This is a genomic window from Sinorhizobium chiapasense, assembly GCF_036488675.1.
GTDB lineage: Bacteria > Pseudomonadota > Alphaproteobacteria > Rhizobiales > Rhizobiaceae > Sinorhizobium > Sinorhizobium chiapasense.
The window spans coordinates 1,090,758-1,107,070 of the sequence record NZ_CP133148.1; the positions used below are offsets into that span (position 1 = coordinate 1,090,758).

17 protein-coding genes and 1 tRNA gene are annotated in these 16,313 nt (G+C 61.1%); 12 read left to right on the plus strand and 6 right to left on the minus strand.

Going from position 1 to position 16,313, the window contains the following annotated elements; all coding sequences use genetic code 11:
• Window positions 1-5: 5 nt before the first annotated feature.
• The gene (locus tag RB548_RS05205; protein ID WP_331373963.1) at window positions 6-509 is read right to left on the minus strand and encodes a cupin domain-containing protein; all 504 of its coding nucleotides are present in this window, start codon (window positions 507-509) and stop codon (window positions 6-8) included.
• Between the two features lie 277 nt (window positions 510-786).
• Here RB548_RS05205 and ribH point away from each other — a divergent pair, with 277 nt between their 5' ends.
• The 4 genes from ribH (at window position 787) to RB548_RS05225 (ending at window position 5,302) form a co-directional block, all read left to right on the plus strand.
• Window positions 787-1,248: a 6,7-dimethyl-8-ribityllumazine synthase gene (ribH, locus tag RB548_RS05210; RefSeq protein ID WP_331373964.1), complete on the plus strand. Its 462-nt coding sequence runs from the start codon at window positions 787-789 to the stop codon at window positions 1,246-1,248.
• Window positions 1,245-1,724: a transcription antitermination factor NusB gene (nusB, locus tag RB548_RS05215; RefSeq protein ID WP_331373965.1), complete on the plus strand. Its 480-nt coding sequence runs from the start codon at window positions 1,245-1,247 to the stop codon at window positions 1,722-1,724. The genes ribH and nusB overlap by 4 nt, the downstream gene beginning before the upstream one ends.
• 29 nt (window positions 1,725-1,753) lie before the next feature.
• A complete protein-coding gene (locus tag RB548_RS05220) occupies window positions 1,754-2,959 on the plus strand; it encodes an MFS transporter (RefSeq protein ID WP_408642411.1) in 1,206 nt (401 codons plus the stop codon).
• A gap of 207 nt (window positions 2,960-3,166) precedes the next feature.
• A complete protein-coding gene (locus RB548_RS05225) occupies window positions 3,167-5,302 on the plus strand; it encodes a sodium-translocating pyrophosphatase (RefSeq protein WP_331373967.1) in 2,136 nt (711 codons plus the stop codon).
• 280 nt (window positions 5,303-5,582) lie between these two features.
• Here the strand turns inward: RB548_RS05225 and RB548_RS05230 are convergent, their stop codons facing one another.
• Window positions 5,583-6,092, minus strand: coding sequence for an outer membrane protein assembly factor BamE (locus tag RB548_RS05230; RefSeq protein WP_331373968.1), 510 nt, complete (start codon window positions 6,090-6,092; stop codon window positions 5,583-5,585).
• Between the two features lie 136 nt (window positions 6,093-6,228).
• Here RB548_RS05230 and RB548_RS05235 point away from each other — a divergent pair, with 136 nt between their 5' ends.
• The 6 genes from RB548_RS05235 to RB548_RS05260 all read left to right on the plus strand — a co-directional run bounded on the left by RB548_RS05235 (window position 6,229) and on the right by RB548_RS05260 (window position 10,739).
• Complete coding sequence (locus tag RB548_RS05235; protein WP_331374887.1) at window positions 6,229-6,765, plus strand: ubiquinol-cytochrome C chaperone family protein; 537 nt, start codon at window positions 6,229-6,231, stop codon at window positions 6,763-6,765.
• Window positions 6,766-6,851: 86 nt separating this feature from the next.
• Window positions 6,852-7,403 carry a YceD family protein gene (locus RB548_RS05240; protein WP_331373969.1) on the plus strand — a complete coding sequence of 184 codons (552 nt, stop codon included), beginning with the start codon at window positions 6,852-6,854 and terminating at the stop codon, window positions 7,401-7,403.
• A gap of 199 nt (window positions 7,404-7,602) precedes the next feature.
• A complete protein-coding gene (plsX, locus tag RB548_RS05245) occupies window positions 7,603-8,646 on the plus strand; it encodes a phosphate acyltransferase PlsX (RefSeq protein ID WP_184108528.1) in 1,044 nt (347 codons plus the stop codon).
• An 18-nt stretch (window positions 8,647-8,664) separates the two neighbouring features.
• Window positions 8,665-9,636, plus strand: a complete 972-nt coding sequence (locus tag RB548_RS05250) for a beta-ketoacyl-ACP synthase III (RefSeq protein ID WP_331373970.1) — start codon at window positions 8,665-8,667, stop codon at window positions 9,634-9,636.
• Window positions 9,637-9,730: 94 nt separating this feature from the next.
• Entirely contained in the window at window positions 9,731-10,069 is a 339-nt protein-coding gene (locus RB548_RS05255; protein ID WP_331373971.1) for an integration host factor subunit alpha, read from the plus strand.
• 136 nt (window positions 10,070-10,205) lie between these two features.
• Entirely contained in the window at window positions 10,206-10,739 is a 534-nt protein-coding gene (locus tag RB548_RS05260) for a MerR family transcriptional regulator (protein ID WP_180940717.1), read from the plus strand.
• Between the two features lie 57 nt (window positions 10,740-10,796).
• Here the strand turns inward: RB548_RS05260 and RB548_RS05265 are convergent, their stop codons facing one another.
• The gene (locus tag RB548_RS05265) at window positions 10,797-11,192 is read right to left on the minus strand and encodes a hypothetical protein (protein ID WP_331373972.1); all 396 of its coding nucleotides are present in this window, start codon (window positions 11,190-11,192) and stop codon (window positions 10,797-10,799) included.
• A gap of 336 nt (window positions 11,193-11,528) precedes the next feature.
• Between RB548_RS05265 and RB548_RS05270 the strand changes: the two genes are divergently transcribed.
• A tRNA-Pro gene (locus RB548_RS05270) sits at window positions 11,529-11,605 on the plus strand.
• 286 nt (window positions 11,606-11,891) lie between these two features.
• Entirely contained in the window at window positions 11,892-12,098 is a 207-nt protein-coding gene (locus RB548_RS05275; protein ID WP_331373973.1) for a hypothetical protein, read from the plus strand.
• Window positions 12,099-12,286: 188 nt separating this feature from the next.
• Here RB548_RS05275 and RB548_RS05280 read toward each other — a convergent pair whose 3' ends face one another.
• Genes RB548_RS05280 through RB548_RS05290 form a run of 3 tightly spaced genes read right to left on the minus strand, consistent with a single transcriptional unit; the run spans window position 12,287 to window position 16,265 of the window.
• Window positions 12,287-13,459: a glycosyltransferase family 4 protein gene (locus RB548_RS05280; RefSeq protein ID WP_331374888.1), complete on the minus strand. Its 1,173-nt coding sequence runs from the start codon at window positions 13,457-13,459 to the stop codon at window positions 12,287-12,289.
• A gap of 2 nt (window positions 13,460-13,461) precedes the next feature.
• Window positions 13,462-14,706: an O-antigen ligase family protein gene (locus RB548_RS05285; protein WP_331373974.1), complete on the minus strand. Its 1,245-nt coding sequence runs from the start codon at window positions 14,704-14,706 to the stop codon at window positions 13,462-13,464.
• Window positions 14,703-16,265, minus strand: a complete 1,563-nt coding sequence (locus tag RB548_RS05290) for an undecaprenyl-phosphate glucose phosphotransferase (protein WP_331373975.1) — start codon at window positions 16,263-16,265, stop codon at window positions 14,703-14,705. Before RB548_RS05290 ends, RB548_RS05285 begins: the two co-directional genes overlap by 4 nt.
• Window positions 16,266-16,313 lie beyond the last annotated feature (48 nt).

The window sequence follows — 16,313 nt, forward strand, 5'->3', positions numbered from 1 at the left end:
TAAAGTCAGGCGCCAGGTTCGCCGTCCCAGTAGTCGGTTGTGGATGCGGAGCGGCCGATAAACCGGAATGAAGCGGCTGGCGAACCGGGACGCCGTGTCTTTGCCAGGAATTTGCCGGAGTCGGGATATTCGCAGATCTCCGTGGCCGCCATCGTCGAGATGGAGAGGTATTTGAGCGCTATCGTGCCCGTGTTGATCAGATGATGCGCTGTTTCCGGCCCACCGGCCGGCGCGCCCAGCACGTCGCCGGGACCGACTTCGTGGCGTTCGTTGCCGAAGCGATAGGTTCCCTCTCCCTCCAGGATGATGAACAGCTCCTCCTCGACATGATGGTTGTGAAAGGGACAGCCGGATTTCCCCGGCGGCACCTCGCCGTAGCCGATGGCCAGATCCTTGAGGCCGAGGAGAGCGCCGAAAGAAACGTCGCTCGACTCGAAAAACGAGCCGCGCTGCCAGTGCTCGAGTTTGAGGTTCTTCAGGTTGACGATCGGCTTTCGCGCTTCCGTCATCGTGTTCCTCCTATTTTCGCAACGTCGCCATCGCCATCGCCATCGCCGAAAGTGGGACAGCTCCGCCTTGCAGAATCGACGCTACTGCACCTAAGGTTTAGGTGCAATCAAAGCTGTTGCAAGCGAATACGGTCCTGCGGGCGCCGGCGCCGCAAGGAGCACCGGCGCGGCAAATGGCCTCCGGCTGGCGGAATTTGCTTGCCATTCTCCGTCGGGCATGGTTTGACCGCCGCCTGCGCCGGTCAGTCCGGCCCAAATTTTCAAAGACAGGTGATCCATGGCGAAGACCAAGTCCGCCCACATCCTGATTGTGGAAGCGCGCTTCTATGATGATATGGCCGACGCCTTGCTCGACGGTGCAAAGCACGCGCTCGATGCGGCCGGCGCGACTTATGATATTGTGACAGTTCCGGGGGCGTTGGAAATTCCCGCGGCGATTGCCATGGCGCTCGACGGCGCCGACGAGGGCGGCACCGAATATGACGGCTTCGTCGCGCTCGGCATGGTTATCCGCGGCGAGACCTACCATTTCGACATCGTCGCGAACGAATCTTCGCGTGCCCTGATGGATCTCGCCGTCAGCGAAAGCCTTGCGCTCGGCAACGGCATTCTGACGGTTGAGAATGATGACCAGGCATGGGCACGCGCCCGCCGGTCGGAAGGCGACAAGGGTGGTTTCGCTGCGCGTGCGGCGCTGACCATGATCGAACTGAAAGAGAAATTGGGCGCAGAACAGTGACGAAGACTCCCTCGGAACAGCCGCTGAAGCAGGTCAACCAGCGTGGTGCCGCGCGCCTTGCAGCGGTCCAGGCGCTTTATCAGATGGATGTCGGCGGCACCGGCGTCTTGGAGATCGTCGCCGAATACGAAGAGCACCGGCTCGGTCGGGAACTGGACGGAGAGACATACCTGAAGGCGGACGCCTCGTGGTTCCGTTCTATCGTGTCCGGCGTCGTGCGCGACCAGCGCATGCTCGACCCGCTGATCGGCGCCGCCCTTCAGGACGATTGGGCACTGTCCCGGCTCGACTCCACCGTCCGTGCGATCCTGCGCGCCGGTACCTTCGAGATGCTCGAGCGCAAGGATGTCCCGGTTCCGGTAATCGTCACCGAATATGTCGAGATCGCCAAGGCCTTCTTCGAGGATGAGGAGCCCAAGCTCGTCAACGCAGTTCTCGACCGGATCGCCAAGCAGGTCCGCGGCCAGCGGAAATAGCAAAAATGGTGGCAGCGACTGCGGAAGACATGGGGGCGGTTCTCATCGAGGCACGCCGCAACGTCTTTCTCTTGACACTCGCGCAAGCGCTGCTCGGCGTGGTCGGGCCGATCAGCTTCGCCGTCGGCGGCGTCGCCGGTCACCAGCTCCTCGGCGAAGACAAGTCGCTTGCGACCGCACCGCTCACCGGCTTCAACGTGGGCATGGCGCTCGGTGTCGTTCTTGCTGCGACGCTGTCTCGGCTTGTCGGGAGGCGCTTCGCTTTCATCGGTGGCGCCGTCATCGCCGCATTCGGCGGGCTGATTGCAGCCGCGGCGCTCTTCCGCGACAGTTTCTGGCTGTTCACATTCGCCTTGGCTGTTCTCGGCTCCTCCAGCGGCTTCACGCAAAAACTCCGCTTCGCGGCAGCCGACGCATCGCCCTCCTTCTACAAGCCGAAGGCGATTTCCTGGATATTGGGCGGCGGCATCATCTCGGCGATACTCGGGCCGCAGATCGTCATTTTCGCCGGTGACTACTTCGCGCCCGTATGGTTTGCCGGTGCTTTCGTGGCCCTGCTGCCGGTCTGCCTTGCGGCCATTGTCTTTTTTGTGCCTCTTCGCCTGCCGGATACCAGAAGCGTTTCGGGTCTGCACGCCACCGCGCCGGTTCGGCCGCTGCGCGAGATCGTCGGTAACCAGCGCTTCCTGACAGGCATGATCTGTGGTGTTTCCGCCTATGCGCTGATGACCTTCATGATGACCGGGGCACCGGTCGCCATGGTCGTCGGCTGCGGTTTTTCGACCGACCTCGCGACACTCGGAATACAATGGCATGTGCTCGCGATGTTCGGCCCGAGTTTTGCGACGGGCTGGCTCATCGCCCGCTTCGGCGCGGAGCGCATCGTGGCCTGCGGCTTCATGCTGCTTCTGGCCTGCGCGGCGATCGCTCACATGGGGGTGGCGCTTTGGAATTTCTGGGGTGCACTCGTTCTCCTCGGGCTCGGCTGGAATTTCGCGTTCATCGGCTCGACCGCAATTGTGGCGCAGAGCTATCGGCCGCATGAGGCGGACAAGGTTCAGGGCTTCCACGATATCGTGCTGTTTTCGACGGTCGCCAGCGCGTCCTTCGCCTCAGGCAAGGTGCTTTCCGCCTATGGATGGGACGTGCTCAACGCCGTCATCTGGCCGGTTGCTGGCATCTGCCTCTTCCTCCTTTTCATGCTGATGCGGAGGAACCGGCGCGTTGCCGGCTGACCGCTCGCGCCTGCGGCTAACCAAAATCTTCCAACTCCCTCCAAACGGCATCACGCCGGTAATTTCAGGGGCTTGACGATCCACATTCGCGCCCGCACTCTGGCCGCGCCGCGAGGGGTGCTGCTCGAGGAGGCGGCGCGCGATTCGCGGATTGAGGGGCCTGCGGGAGGGAGTGAGCCTGCAGGTTGAAACGGAGGATAGTGCGAAATGACCTTACTTTTAGGCGTTATCGCATGCGGGTTGCTCTCGGTGGCCTATGCCATCTGGGCGACGCAGTCGGTGCTTGCCGCCGACCAGGGGAACGCCCGCATGCAGGAGATCGCAGGCTTTATCAGGGAGGGGGCGCAGGCCTACCTCACACGTCAATACAGGACCATTGCCATCGTCGGTGTCGTCGTTTTCATCGCCGCGTGGATACTTCTCTCGAGTGCTGCCGCAATCGGCTTCCTGATCGGTGCGGTGTTGTCGGGCGCGGCGGGTTTCATCGGCATGCATGTCTCGGTCAGGGCCAATGTTCGCACGGCCCAGGCCGCATCGGTCAGCCTTGCCTCCGGTCTCGATATCGCCTTCAAATCCGGCGCGATCACCGGCCTGTTGGTGGCCGGCCTGGCCCTGCTCGGTGTCTCGGTCTACTACCTCATCCTGACAGCGGGCTTCGGGCACGAGCCGGCCTCGCGTGAGGTTATCGATGCGCTTGTGGCGCTCGGCTTCGGCGCATCGCTGATCTCCATCTTCGCCCGCCTCGGCGGCGGCATCTTCACCAAAGGGGCGGACGTCGGCGGCGATCTCGTCGGCAAGGTGGAAGCGGGCATTCCGGAAGACGACCCGCGCAACCCGGCGACCATCGCGGACAACGTTGGCGACAATGTCGGCGACTGCGCAGGGATGGCGGCGGACCTCTTCGAAACCTATGCGGTTTCGGTCGTGGCGACCATGGTACTGGCATCGATCTTTTTCGCCGGTACGCCGCTGCTCGCTACGGTGATGATCTATCCGCTGGCGATCTGCGCGGCTTGCATCATCACCTCGATCATCGGTACGTTCTTCGTGAAACTCGGCGCCAACGGCTCGATCATGGGCGCGCTTTACCGCGGGCTGATCGTCACCGGTGCGCTCTCGATCATCGGTCTTGGCGCCGCGACATCGCTGACGATCGGCTGGGGCTCGATCGGGGCGGTCGCCGGCAAAGACGTCACCGGCTGGGGTCTGTTCATCTGCGGCATCCTGGGCCTTGTCGTCACCGCACTGATCGTCGTGATCACCGAATACTACACCGGCACCAACAAGCGGCCGGTGAACTCGATTGCACAGGCCTCCGTTACCGGTCACGGCACCAACGTGATCCAGGGACTCGCCGTCTCGCTGGAGTCGACAGCATTGCCGGCGATCGTCATCGTCGGCGGCATCATCGCCACCTATCAGCTTGCCGGCCTCTTCGGCACCGGCATTGCGGTCACTGCCATGCTCGGTCTCGCCGGAATGATCGTGGCGCTCGATGCCTTCGGTCCTGTGACAGACAATGCCGGCGGGATCGCCGAAATGTCGCATCTGCCGCCGGAAGTGCGCAAGTCGACCGACGCGCTCGATGCCGTCGGCAACACGACCAAGGCCGTGACCAAGGGCTATGCGATCGGTTCCGCGGGCCTCGGCGCTCTCGTGCTTTTCGCGGCCTATTCGAACGACCTTACCTACTTCGCCGCCAATGGCGACAAGCATCCTTATTTCGCCGATGTGGGCACGATCTCGTTTGATCTGTCCAACCCCTATGTGGTCGCCGGCCTGATCTTCGGTGGTCTCATTCCCTATCTTTTTGGCGGCATCGCAATGACATCCGTTGGCAGGGCGGCTGGCTCTATCGTCGAGGAAGTGCGCCGGCAGTTCAAGGAAAAGCCGGGCATTATGGAAGGCAAGGACCGGCCCGACTATGGACGCGCCGTCGATCTGCTGACCAAGGCCGCGATCCGCGAGATGATCGTTCCTTCTTTGCTGCCGGTGCTGGCACCGATCGTCGTCTATTTCGGCGTGCTGCTGCTTTCCGGCTCGAAGGCCTCGGCTTTCGCAGCGCTCGGGGCGTCGCTTCTCGGCGTTATCGTCAACGGCCTGTTCGTAGCCGTGTCGATGACCTCCGGGGGCGGGGCATGGGACAATGCCAAGAAGAGCTTCGAGGACGGTTTCGTCGACAAGAATGGCACACGCCACATGAAGGGTTCCGATGCCCACAAGGCTTCGGTCACCGGCGATACGGTCGGCGATCCCTACAAGGATACGGCTGGCCCGGCGGTCAACCCGGCAATCAAGATCACCAATATCGTCGCGTTGCTGTTGCTGGCTGTTCTAGCCTGACCACGCTGCGCAAAACAAAAACGCCCGCGAACGTTGTTCGCGGGCTCTTTGCGTGTCATGGCTCACTACTGCATGTTGCCTTTAATCGTAGCCGATTAAAGGACAAGAACATGCAGCAATTCAAAGCGCTACAGCGTCCTTTGCGCGTCTGAAAAGACGCGCGGCGCTGTAGATCATGATGACTTCAGGTCTAATCGACCTAAAGTCATAAACGTGATTAATTCTAATAAGTTAGAGCGGGATGCGGGCGGAAACCGCGCACACTTTTCCTCATCCCGCCCTAGTACTTGCCGAGGTCCTTGAACAGGTTTCGCGCCGCTGCCTGTCCGGCGCCTGGGCCGCTCAGGAGCTGGCCGAGGAAACTCGTTTCCTTGCCGCCGGTCGGCGTCGTGCGCGACAGCATGTCGAAGACCTTGCCGTCCTTCATCGTGTAATGGGCGAGCTGGCTGACGACGCCTTCCTTGTCGAAATAGACGGCGAGGATCGACTGGTCGATGAGCTTCGGCTTCATGAACGCGACCGGCCGCCTGCGCGTCTGCGAGATGTAATAGAAGACCTCGTTGTCGAAGGTGGCTGTCGTCGAAGGCGTGCCAAGAGAGAGCAGCACCTGCTCGCGGCTCGATCCGACCGGAACAAGATTCAGCGTTTCCTGGTCGACGACATAGCCCTGATGCAGGACCTCGCCCATATTCGCCGTCGTGCAGGCGGCAAGCGTGCTTGTGCAAAGGGAAGCCACGAGCACGGCACGGCCCAGAACATTCAGGTTTGATATCAAATACCGCTTCGACAAGGACTGTTCCCCTGGAGTAACGATGGCAGATCCGCCATTGCAATTCGTGCCTGCTTCGGTAAACCAGCTTCGGCTATCATGCAATAACGTCGTGGGCGCCGCCCACATTTCGAGAAAGCCAGAGCTGGGCTTTGTGATGATTTTTGGACTGTTCAAGAGAAAAAGCGGCAATATTGCGATTGTGGAGCGCCAATATGCGTTGCTGACCGCCGCCGCACGCCAGCCGTTTCTGTACACCGACCTTGCTGTCCCCGACACGGTCATGGGCCGCTTCGAGATGTTGTCGGCAATCCTGATTCTCTATTTTCGGCGGACACGCGCCTCCGCGCGCACCGGACACGAGATTGCGCAGGAAATCGTCGATGCCTTTTTCGAAGACGTCGACCACTCGATCCGCGAACTCGGCGTCGGTGACGTAGGCGTCCCGAAGAAGATGAAAAAGTTCGCCGGCATGTTCTACGGCCGCCTCGAATCCTACGCCGCCGCGCTCGAGCAAAGGGATGGCGAGGCCTTGGCCGCCGCGCTCCGCCGCAACTTCCATCCGGACGCCCCCGAAGGGCCGTCGATGGACGGACTGGCCGCCTATCTTCTGGCCACCGAAGCGGCCCTGTCCGAGATGCCGGAAGAGGTGGTCGAAGCGGGCCAGTTGCGCATACCGCCGGCGGGAGCGTAATAGGCCGATAGCGATGCCGCCCGAAGATTGCGCTCGGCGGTTTATGCGCGGCATGTTGCTCCGATGCCGCGAGGAAGGATCCTGTCATGAAAGACGATAGCAAACCGGCGTTCTCCTACCCGGTGAAGGTGGGACACATCTCGGCAAACGCGGTCAGCGTTCATCTTTGGGCGAACGAGGCCGAGTGCCGGGCGCTTGCCAAGCTCTGGAATGTCGAAGAAGTACTCTCGCTTGCCGCTGATCTACAGATTGCGCGCTGGAAGAAAGACGGAGTGAAGATCAAGGGTGACGTCGTCGCCCGCGTTGTCCAGTCCTGCGTGGTGACGCTCGAACCGGTCGAAGCGGAGATAAACGAGCCCGTCGAGGCGATTTTCGTGCCGGAAGGATCGCGGCTTGCACGCCAGGCGCACAATGATGGTGGCGAGATGGTACTCGATCCGGATGGTCCGGACATTCCCGACACCTTTGCCGGTGATACCATAGATGCGGGCGTTGTGGTCAGCGAACATGTCGCCCTCGCTATCGATCCCTATCCGCGCAAGGAAGGCGCGGCCTTCGGTGAGCGTATCGAAAGCTCTGCGGAGGATGACAAGCGACCGAACCCGTTTGCCGCGCTGAAGGACTGGAAAAAGGATTGAAACGGCGAAAGCCGCGCTTACAATTCGGTTGTCACGCAGACGAAAAGCAGTATTTTGGCCCGACTCCAGCCGATGGGGCCGATGCGCCGTGACGTCGCATGTTGGCTCAAGCGTCAGAAGGAACAAGGATCGCCCCGCGTGAAAAGAGATGCGCAGGGCGAGACGCGTTGCGTGGGCAGGAAAAAAGGATAAGACACGCGTGGTCAGAATTTCACTTGACGTGATGGGGGGCGACTATGGTCCTGAAGTCGTCATCCCGGGCGCAGCAAGAGCGCTCGAACGTCATCCGGACATAAGATTCGTCTTGTTCGGTCAGGAAGCGCGATGCGCCGAGCTTCTGGCCAAGTATCCGAAGCTGAATGCAGCGAGCACTTTCAACGATTGCGAAATCGCCGTCGGCATGGATGAAAAGCCCAGCCAGGCGCTCCGGCGTGGACGCGGCAAGTCGAGCATGTGGAAGGCGATCGACGCGATCAATGCCGGCGAGGCGGACGTTGTCGTTTCCGCAGGCAATACGGGCGCCCTAATGGCGATGTCCGTCTTCTGTCTCAGAACCATGCAGGGGATCCAGCGCCCTGCGATTGCCGCCATCTGGCCGACGCTCAAGGGGGAAAGCATCGTCCTCGACGTTGGCGCGACGATCGGCGCGGACGCACAGCAGCTCATGGATTTCGCTTTGATGGGCGGCGCGATGGCTCGCGCACTGTTCGAGGTCGAACATCCTTCGGTCGGCTTGCTCAATGTCGGCGTGGAAGAAATCAAAGGTCAGGAAGAGGTCAAGGAGGCCGGACGGCTCATCCGCGAGGCCAACATCGAGGGCATCGACTATTACGGTTTCGTTGAGGGCGACGATATCGGCCGTGGAACCGTCGATGTCGTCGTCACCGAAGGCTTCTCCGGCAATATCGCCTTGAAGGCGGCCGAAGGAACGGCGCGCCAGATTGCCGAATATTTGCGCGCGGCAATGTCGCGTACTTTGCTCGCGAAGATAGGTTACGTGTTCGCCAAGGGCGCCTTCGATCGGCTGCGTGAAAAGATGGATCCGCGGAAGGTCAACGGTGGCGTCTTCCTCGGCCTCAATGGTGTCGTCATCAAGAGCCACGGTGGCACCGACGCTGAGGGTTTCGCGGCCGCGATCGATGTCGGCTACGACATGGTAAAGAACGGCCTCAAGGCCAAGATAGAAAGCGACCTGGCGAAATATCACGGCGCGCAGCCGTCAGAATCCCTCCCGCCGGCATGAATGATGAGGTTTGAGTAAATGATCCGTTCCGTCGTTCGCGGCTTCGGGGCAGCACTGCCGAAGCGAGTGATGACCAACAAGGAAATGGAATCGAAGGTCGACACGTCCGACGAATGGATTGTGCAGCGGACCGGGATTCGCCAGCGTTACATCGCAGGCGAGGGCGAAACGACGGCATCGCTCGGAGAAAGTGCCGCGCGCGTCGCGCTTGCGAGGGCTAATCTGACGGCAGACGATCTGGACCTGATCGTCGTCGCCACATCGACTCCGGACAACACGTTTCCGGCGACGGCGGTGAACATCCAGAACCGCCTCGGCATGCGGCATGGAGCGGCCTTCGACCTGCAGGCGGTCTGTTCCGGCTTCGTCTATGCGGTGGCAACAGCGGACGCCTATATCCGCGGCGGCCTCGCCAAGCGGGCTCTGGTGATTGGAGCCGAAACGTTCTCGCGCCTCCTCGACTGGTCCGATCGCACGACCTGTGTCCTCTTTGGCGACGGTGCCGGCGCGATCATCCTTGAAGCCCAGGATGGCTTGGGCACGAATGCCGATCGCGGCGTGCTGACGGCCCAACTACGCTCCGATGGCATTCATGGCGACAAGCTTTACGTCGACGGTGGCCCGTCGACCACCGGAACCGTGGGCCATCTCAGGATGGAAGGGCGCGAGGTGTTCAAGCATGCCGTCGGCATGATCACGGATGTGATCGAGGCGGCTTTCGAAGCAACGGGAACGACCGCGGACGACGTTGACTGGCTTGTTCCGCATCAGGCCAATCGGCGCATCATCGATGGCTCGGCAAAGAAGCTGGGTATCCCGCTCGATAAGGTTGTGGTGACGGTCGACGTCCATGGCAATACCTCGGCTGCCTCCATCCCGCTCGCACTTGATACCGCGGCCGCCGACGGGCGGATCAAAAAAGGCGACCTCGTCATGCTCGAGGCCATGGGCGGCGGCTTCACCTGGGGCTCTGTTCTCATCCGGTGGTAAAGAAAATAATGAAGCACCGCAGGCGCTTGACCGCAAAAGGCAAGGGCAATAGTCTTCGTTCGCTGATCGGCATGCCAGACATCGGTGGGGGAAGATGAGCGGAAAAACAGTAACACGGGCGGACTTGGCTGAATCGGTTTTTCGCAAGGTGGGCCTGTCTCGGACAGAGTCGGCCGAACTCGTGGAAACGGTCATTGATGAAATATGCAACGCAATCGTGCGTGGCGAGAGCGTGAAGCTGTCTTCCTTTGCGACTTTCCAGGTGCGCGACAAGAATGAGCGCATCGGGCGCAATCCGAAAACCGGCGAGGAAGTTCCGATTTCACCGCGACGGGTGATGACCTTCAAGGCGTCCAACGTATTGAAGCAGCGCGTGCTGAAGGCCCATTTGAGCCGCAAGGCCAAGCAGAGGCCGGCCTCTCCGGCGCCCTGACCCCTTGCTGGAAACCACAAATGTGGTTGAAAACCTGTCCATAACCCATTGAAATGGGCGCGACTCGTGCGATCATCGCGCGGTGACCCGTCCATTGCGGTGCTGACAAGCCGCGTGTTCTGTAAATGGGGATGATATGGACAAAAGCCCGGACGCCTTCCGCACAATCAGCGAGGTCGCAGACGAGCTCGATCTGCCGCAACATGTCTTGCGTTTCTGGGAGACACGATTCCAGCAGATCAAGCCGATGAAGCGGGGCGGGGGTCGGCGGTACTATCGTCCGGAGGACGTCGATCTCCTCAAGGGCATTCGCCATCTCCTTTACGATCACGGCTACACGATCAAGGGCGTGCAAAAGCTCCTGAAGGCCAACGGCAACAAGTTCGTCGCGGCGATTGCAAGCGGCGATCTCGCGACTGTCGAAGCACTCGCTGCATCCAGCAACGAAGAGCCGCAACCGCCAAAGGTCGGTGTCGCCGACGAGGACCAGATTGTCGGCCGGGCGAAGGCTCCGGCAGGCCGGCGGTTTTTCTCCTTCGGTGGTGGAGGTGGCGACGACGCGGAGATATCGATCGGCAAGGCTTCCGTAAGCAAGGAAGACCGGGCGCTATTGCAGGAGGCGCTTTACGATCTTCTGGAATGCAAGCGGCTGCTCGATCAGGTGCGGTGAAACCGCGGTCGCCAGCGGCGTCCATTGATCGTGTGGTTGGCGGCTACCAGTGTCAGCTTATTTTGATCCGCGCGGCTTGGAAGTGCCGTCCGGTAGACCCGGGGTGAAGGCGAGCGCAGGGAAATGAATATGCTCAAGGATAGCAAAACCCTCTGCCGGAGGCTTCGCAGTAGGCGCGATTTGCATCGCCGCCGAGAGCTGATCGAGATATTCCAGCGCCTCATGAGCCGCCAGGACTGTTAGCATCCTGCCGTCAGCCTGGCCTGCCCGCTGCAGGTCGTTCCTTGTATTCTCCACCGTCTCCCGGACGAAGCCTCGCGGGTCTTCGCTCTGTGAGGCGGCCCATTGGAGCAGGTGGCACATCATGATTTCATTCACCCGCAAGGCGGCGACGGTTTGACCAAGCAGGAGCGTCAGTTTCTGAAGCTTGTCTTCGTTTACTTTCCGGGACATCTGTCTTTTTCCGCCGTTTGGTTTTCGTTCCTTTCTGGAGCTTCGCGACGGCCAGCGAAATGCGCGGCTGCTCTCAACGGCATGGACCGAACGGCACCGCGCCGGCTTTTGTTCCCCGTGGGTCGGTCGGGTGTCGCCCGGCCTCGATCCCGTAAGTGCCCGTCGGCAAACTTCGTCGCATCGCATTGGCGTGGGGCGATCGTGCGGTTGTTGGGCGAAGGCGCTTGGTCCATGAAGGTTCGTCTGACGTATCCACGCGGTTGGTTCGTTTTTCCTGTCGACATCGAATTTCGGGCTTGCGCTCCCAGCGTTGAGAATATAGGGGTTTTCTCGGTTCGGAGCGTAGCGCAGCCCGGTAGCGCACTTGACTGGGGGTCAAGGGGTCGCTGGTTCAAGTCCAGTCGCTCCGACCATTTAATCCCTTGGCAACGCCCTTCGCCATGACCGTCCGGCTACCGCGTCGTTGACGGTAAAACTCCATCAGTCCAAGCAAAACTCCCTAAGTCCGTGAGAAAACCCTGCGTCGCGCGACAGGCAGGCTCGCTGTACCGGCTGGGCGCGTGGTGCTTACCTGGGTCTCGCTGGCACTGCGGCGCATTTCTACGACCCCCGATCACAACCGAACGGAGAACGGTTTTGTGATTTGGTCGGGGCCGCGGCGGCGGATAGACTGCGGCCGCAACAACAAGGAGAAGCCTCATGAAGACGATCCTCGTATTTGCAGCCGCCTTTGCTTTATCGACAACAGTGGCTTCCGCCGAGTGTATCGGCCACTCCAAGACCACTGCCTCTGTAGACGAAGAGATGACCACGGCGAGCGTCACCAAGGCCGAACAGTCGACGCCGGCGGAGGAGATCCTTCTGCAGCAGAAACAGCAGCAGGAAGAGCGACAGGCGGAACAATAGGCCAAATAACGTCGGATGCCGGGCCTCCCTGACGGGCATGGCGTACAGCATCCGACGCCTCTCGACGAACAACCCCCAATCCCGTTTCGCCCCCGGGCGCTGCGTAGCAATTCAAAGTGCTAGCGTCGTTTTGCGCGTCTGATAGGACGCGCGGCGCTGTAGTGTCTGTCTTGCGGATAGGTGGTCGTTCAGGGTCGCTGGCGCGCCGACAAACGGCGGTATAATTCTTCCGTCCGGTCAAGCATCACATCGAGTGTGAAACGATCCGTGCGGACCTCGGCCGCCTTGAGAAGCGCGGGATAGCTTTCCGGATTTGCAGCCGCGACCATCGTTTTCGTGAGCTGCGAAACATCATCGCTGTTGGGAATGATGAAGCCGTTCTCGCCGTTGTCGATGACGGTTTTTGCGCCGCCGACATCGGAAATGATGATCGGTCTGCCCGCAGCCGCGGCTTCCAGCATGACATAGGACATCGCTTCATAGCGGCTCGGAATGACGACGAGATCAAAGGCGGCCATTGCCTGAGGACCGGTAAAGGCCGAGGTCAGGTGAATTCGGTTTTGCAACCCGCTTGCCGCGATTGCGCGGCGAAGCTCGTCCTCCAGTTCGCCGGAACCGACCATCACGAGATAGCTGTTCTTGACCGACGATACCGCGCCTTTGAAGGCGTCCATGAGCCGCTCCGGCGCTTTCTGGCTGGAAAGACGGCCAATGAAGCCGAAGACAAAGGCGTCTGCGGGAATCCCGAAGCTTGCGCGAACCGTCTTCGCCAAGTCGGGCGAGGGGGGCGAAACCCCGTTGACGATCACGGACATTCGTTGCTCGGGCATGCCGAGTGACAATGCATGTGCGCGCTCGTCGTCGGAAACGGTAATGAGGTGATCGGTGAAAAACCACGCCAAGGCCCACTCGATGGCGCCATAGATCAAACGCCCGCCACGATCAAGCGCCGGGTCCATCGTCCGGAAGGCATGTGGGGTGTAGATACGCGGAGCGTGACGCCCGGGCAGCCGCAGGCGTATGAGGGCGCCCGCCTTGGAGCTATGGCCGTGCACGATGTCGAACGGTCCCGCGGTACGGCTGATGCGCTGAATGGCGCGAAAGGCCGACAGGTCGGACGGTCCGGGCGCGCGCTCCATATCGACTGCGTGGACGGCGGGCAGGTCGATGGCCTTGAGTTCCCGGACAAAACCGTCTTCCGCCCGTACCGGCGAATAGATCGCCTCGACGTGATGGCCGCGAGCCTGCATGCCGCGGCAAATATCGAGGAAATGCCGACCGGACCCGCCTCCGCTTGGCTCCAGCACTTCGAGTAGGCGCAGCGGACGGGCCGACGAAGCGTCGGTTGCGGACGTGTCCATGGTCATGTTTGCCTTCCGGCGCGGGCGCGCCTTTGAAAGCGAAATTCGAGCGCGGCACATCCCCAGACGATGCCAAGCAGCATGTAGAAATGACGCCAATGGTCCGTGTCGATGACGTTGCCGACACCAACATGGCCGATCAGCGTGACCCACGCAATCATCAGGTACGGTTGCCATGGCCGGTCGAGCAGGAGGAAGCGGAAGCCCAACGAAAGCGTCCATGCGATCAGCGTCACGTAGGCGATCCAGCCGATCCAGCCGTAGGACGTCAGGCACTTCAGCCAGATATTGTGTTCGTCTTCCGGGAAGATGGTACTGAAGACCAGAGGCCCGATGCCGAGCGGCCTTTCCATAGCCATGAGAAACCCGATCCGGTGCCGGTCGAACCGCCCGAGATGCCCGCCATCATATTCCTGAACAAGCTGGGAACGGCTCGAGAAGAGGGTGGCGACCTGCTCGGACTGCAGGGCGGCCGCGAGTGCGGCGACGATGAAGAGCGCGCCGCAGAGCGCCAGCACCAGGATACGCAAGCGGAAGAGGCCGCTTCGCTCCTTTAGCAGCATGACGAAGACAAAGGCGACGACGCAAAAGAGATTGAGTGCCCAGGCCGCTCGCGAGAACGAGAGGAAAACGCCGAGCGCCAGGATGAGGAGTCCGACGATCTTCGCCGGAGCCCGGCGGATCGGCTGGGTAAGGAGGCCGTGGATGAGATAAAGCGCCGGCGCGGCGAGGAATGGGCCGAAAACGTTCGGGTCCTGGAACGCTCCCTTCGCGCGGTCGTAGAGCGTGAAGTTGGCGCCGCCCGGTATTGCCCCGAAATAGCCGAGAACACCGAGGAGCGCCGTGATGACCGCGGCAGCAACCCAAGCATTGAAGATCAGCCGCAGTCTTTGGTGCCGATCTTCGATGATCGCTGCGAAGAAGACAGCCGAGAGCGCGAGGAAGCCGGAGACGGCCATATACATCGGCCCGGTGGCGAGGTCCGCCATTACGGTCAGCGACAGCATGCCGCCAACCATGAACAGCACGAGCAGCGACAGCAGCGGCGCCACATAGCGGGAAATCTTCAGCCCGAAGAGTGCCCACAGGCCGATGAGGCACGCCATGAAGAGCTCGTAGGGCGCGGGCTCGGCGATGACGAAGCCGGAAAGAAAGACCGCGACCGTCACCAGGCCGGAACCGACGAGCGAAATCGTCGCGAACTGCGGGCGAAGGACGACTGGCGGGGATGCGCTCGCGGAGATCAATAGGCGTTGTCCGTGTTGAGCAACCGCAACGGCGTCAGGACAAGGATCTTCAGATCCAAGAGCAGCGACCAGTTTTCGATGTAGTAGAGGTCGAAAGCGGTGCGGAACCGGATCTTTTCGTCATTGTCGATCTCGCCGCGCCAACCGTTGATTTGTGCCCAGCCGGTCACCCCGGGCTTTACGCGATGGCGGGCGAAATAGCCCTCGACGACATCGGAATAGGTTCGGTTCCGGGTTTGCGCCAGAACGGCATGGGGCCGCGGGCCGACCAGCGAGAGTTCGCCCTTCAACACGTTGAAGATCTGCGGCAGCTCGTCGATCGAAGACTTGCGCAGGAAGCGTCCGACGGGGGTAACGCGCGGGTCTCCCTTGGTGACGGCGCTGCGAGCGGTCGGATCGCTCATATGCGCATACATCGAGCGGAACTTGTAAACCTCGATTGTTTCGTTGTTGAAGCCGTGTCGAGCCTGCTTGAAGATGATCGGCCCTGGAGACGTGACCTTGACGGCGACAGCGGCGGCAAGCATTACCGGCCATAGGAGAATAAGCGCGACCACGCTGAAAAAAATGTCGAAACAGCGCTTCGCCACGGAGTCCCAATCGGCGATCGGCTTGTCGAAGATGTCGAGCATCGGAACCTCTCCGACATGCGAATAGCTGCGCGGTCGGAAGCGTAGGTTGTTGGCGTGTGCCGCCAGCCGGATGTCGACCGGCAGAATCCAGAGCTTCCTCAACAGTTCGAGAATACGTTTTTCGGCAGTCAGCGGCAGCGAGATGATCAGCATGTCGATCCTCGCAAGCCGCGCGAATTCGACGAGTTCGTTGACCGTCCCCAATTTCGGGTAGCCGGCGATCATGTTTGGTGATCGCCGCTCGTCGCGATCGTCGAAGATGCCGCAGATGCGGATGTCATTGTCGGGCTGATGTTCGATCGTGCGGATCAGGTCCTTCGCCGGCTGACCGCCACCGACGATGACCGCACGACGTTCCATAGTGCCGTTTCGGGACCAGTGGCGGATCGAATAGGCGATGAAGGCGCGTTGGGCGATAAGGAAGAGCGCGCCGCCAATGAACCATCCCGCGATCCAGACGCGGGAATATTGATGCCCGGATTTCAGAAAGAAGAGCGCGAGCGCAATCGCGCCGAAGGCGGTCGCCCAGGCGCCAAGAACCCGCGGCGACATTCGCAGCCAGGCCCGGAGCGCCGGCACCTGATAGCCATCGGCGATCTGGACGGCCGCCACGGCGAGTGCCGAGCCGCCGGCGAGAATTGCAAGATAGACGGGCAGTTGTTCGACGGCCGGCTGCACATAGTAGGCGTTGATGCCATAACCGATGGCGAAGAGAACGCAGAAATCGAGCAGCCGGATCAGGCCGGTGATCATGGCAGGCGAATAGGTGTCGGCGCGAAACTGAAGGGCGATCTGTCGAGCCAGCGGATTAAGCTCCGTGGCGCCTTTCTCTCCGATCGTCTCTTCGGGGGCGGCCGTCCGAATCTCGGAGATCTTCTTGCGAAGCGCTTCCGGATTGAATGCTTCGGGCCTCTCGTAGTGGTTCATGGTCTCTTTCCGGCGCTGAAGTCCCTGCGCCCGGATAGCAGAAAGCCA

Bases quoted from the DNA above. Each gene is read 5' to 3' on its own strand.
- RB548_RS05205 (WP_331373963.1), bottom strand. From the start codon at position 509: ATGACGGAAGCGCGAAAGCCGATCGTCAACCTGAAGAACCTCAAACTC.
- RB548_RS05260 (WP_180940717.1), top strand. From the start codon at position 10,206: ATGGACAAAAGCCCGGACGCCTTCCGCACAATCAGCGAGGTCGCAGAC.
- RB548_RS05225 (WP_331373967.1), top strand. From the start codon at position 3,167: ATGACCTTACTTTTAGGCGTTATCGCATGCGGGTTGCTCTCGGTGGCC.
- RB548_RS05265 (WP_331373972.1), bottom strand. From the start codon at position 11,192: ATGTCCCGGAAAGTAAACGAAGACAAGCTTCAGAAACTGACGCTCCTG.
- RB548_RS05240 (WP_331373969.1), top strand. From the start codon at position 6,852: ATGAAAGACGATAGCAAACCGGCGTTCTCCTACCCGGTGAAGGTGGGA.
- ribH (WP_331373964.1), top strand. From the start codon at position 787: ATGGCGAAGACCAAGTCCGCCCACATCCTGATTGTGGAAGCGCGCTTC.
- RB548_RS05255 (WP_331373971.1), top strand. From the start codon at position 9,731: ATGAGCGGAAAAACAGTAACACGGGCGGACTTGGCTGAATCGGTTTTT.
- RB548_RS05280 (WP_331374888.1), bottom strand. From the start codon at position 13,459: ATGGACACGTCCGCAACCGACGCTTCGTCGGCCCGTCCGCTGCGCCTA.
- RB548_RS05275 (WP_331373973.1), top strand. From the start codon at position 11,892: ATGAAGACGATCCTCGTATTTGCAGCCGCCTTTGCTTTATCGACAACA.
- RB548_RS05250 (WP_331373970.1), top strand. From the start codon at position 8,665: ATGATCCGTTCCGTCGTTCGCGGCTTCGGGGCAGCACTGCCGAAGCGA.
- RB548_RS05235 (WP_331374887.1), top strand. From the start codon at position 6,229: ATGATTTTTGGACTGTTCAAGAGAAAAAGCGGCAATATTGCGATTGTG.
- RB548_RS05290 (WP_331373975.1), bottom strand. From the start codon at position 16,265: ATGAACCACTACGAGAGGCCCGAAGCATTCAATCCGGAAGCGCTTCGC.
- RB548_RS05220 (WP_408642411.1), top strand. From the start codon at position 1,754: ATGGGGGCGGTTCTCATCGAGGCACGCCGCAACGTCTTTCTCTTGACA.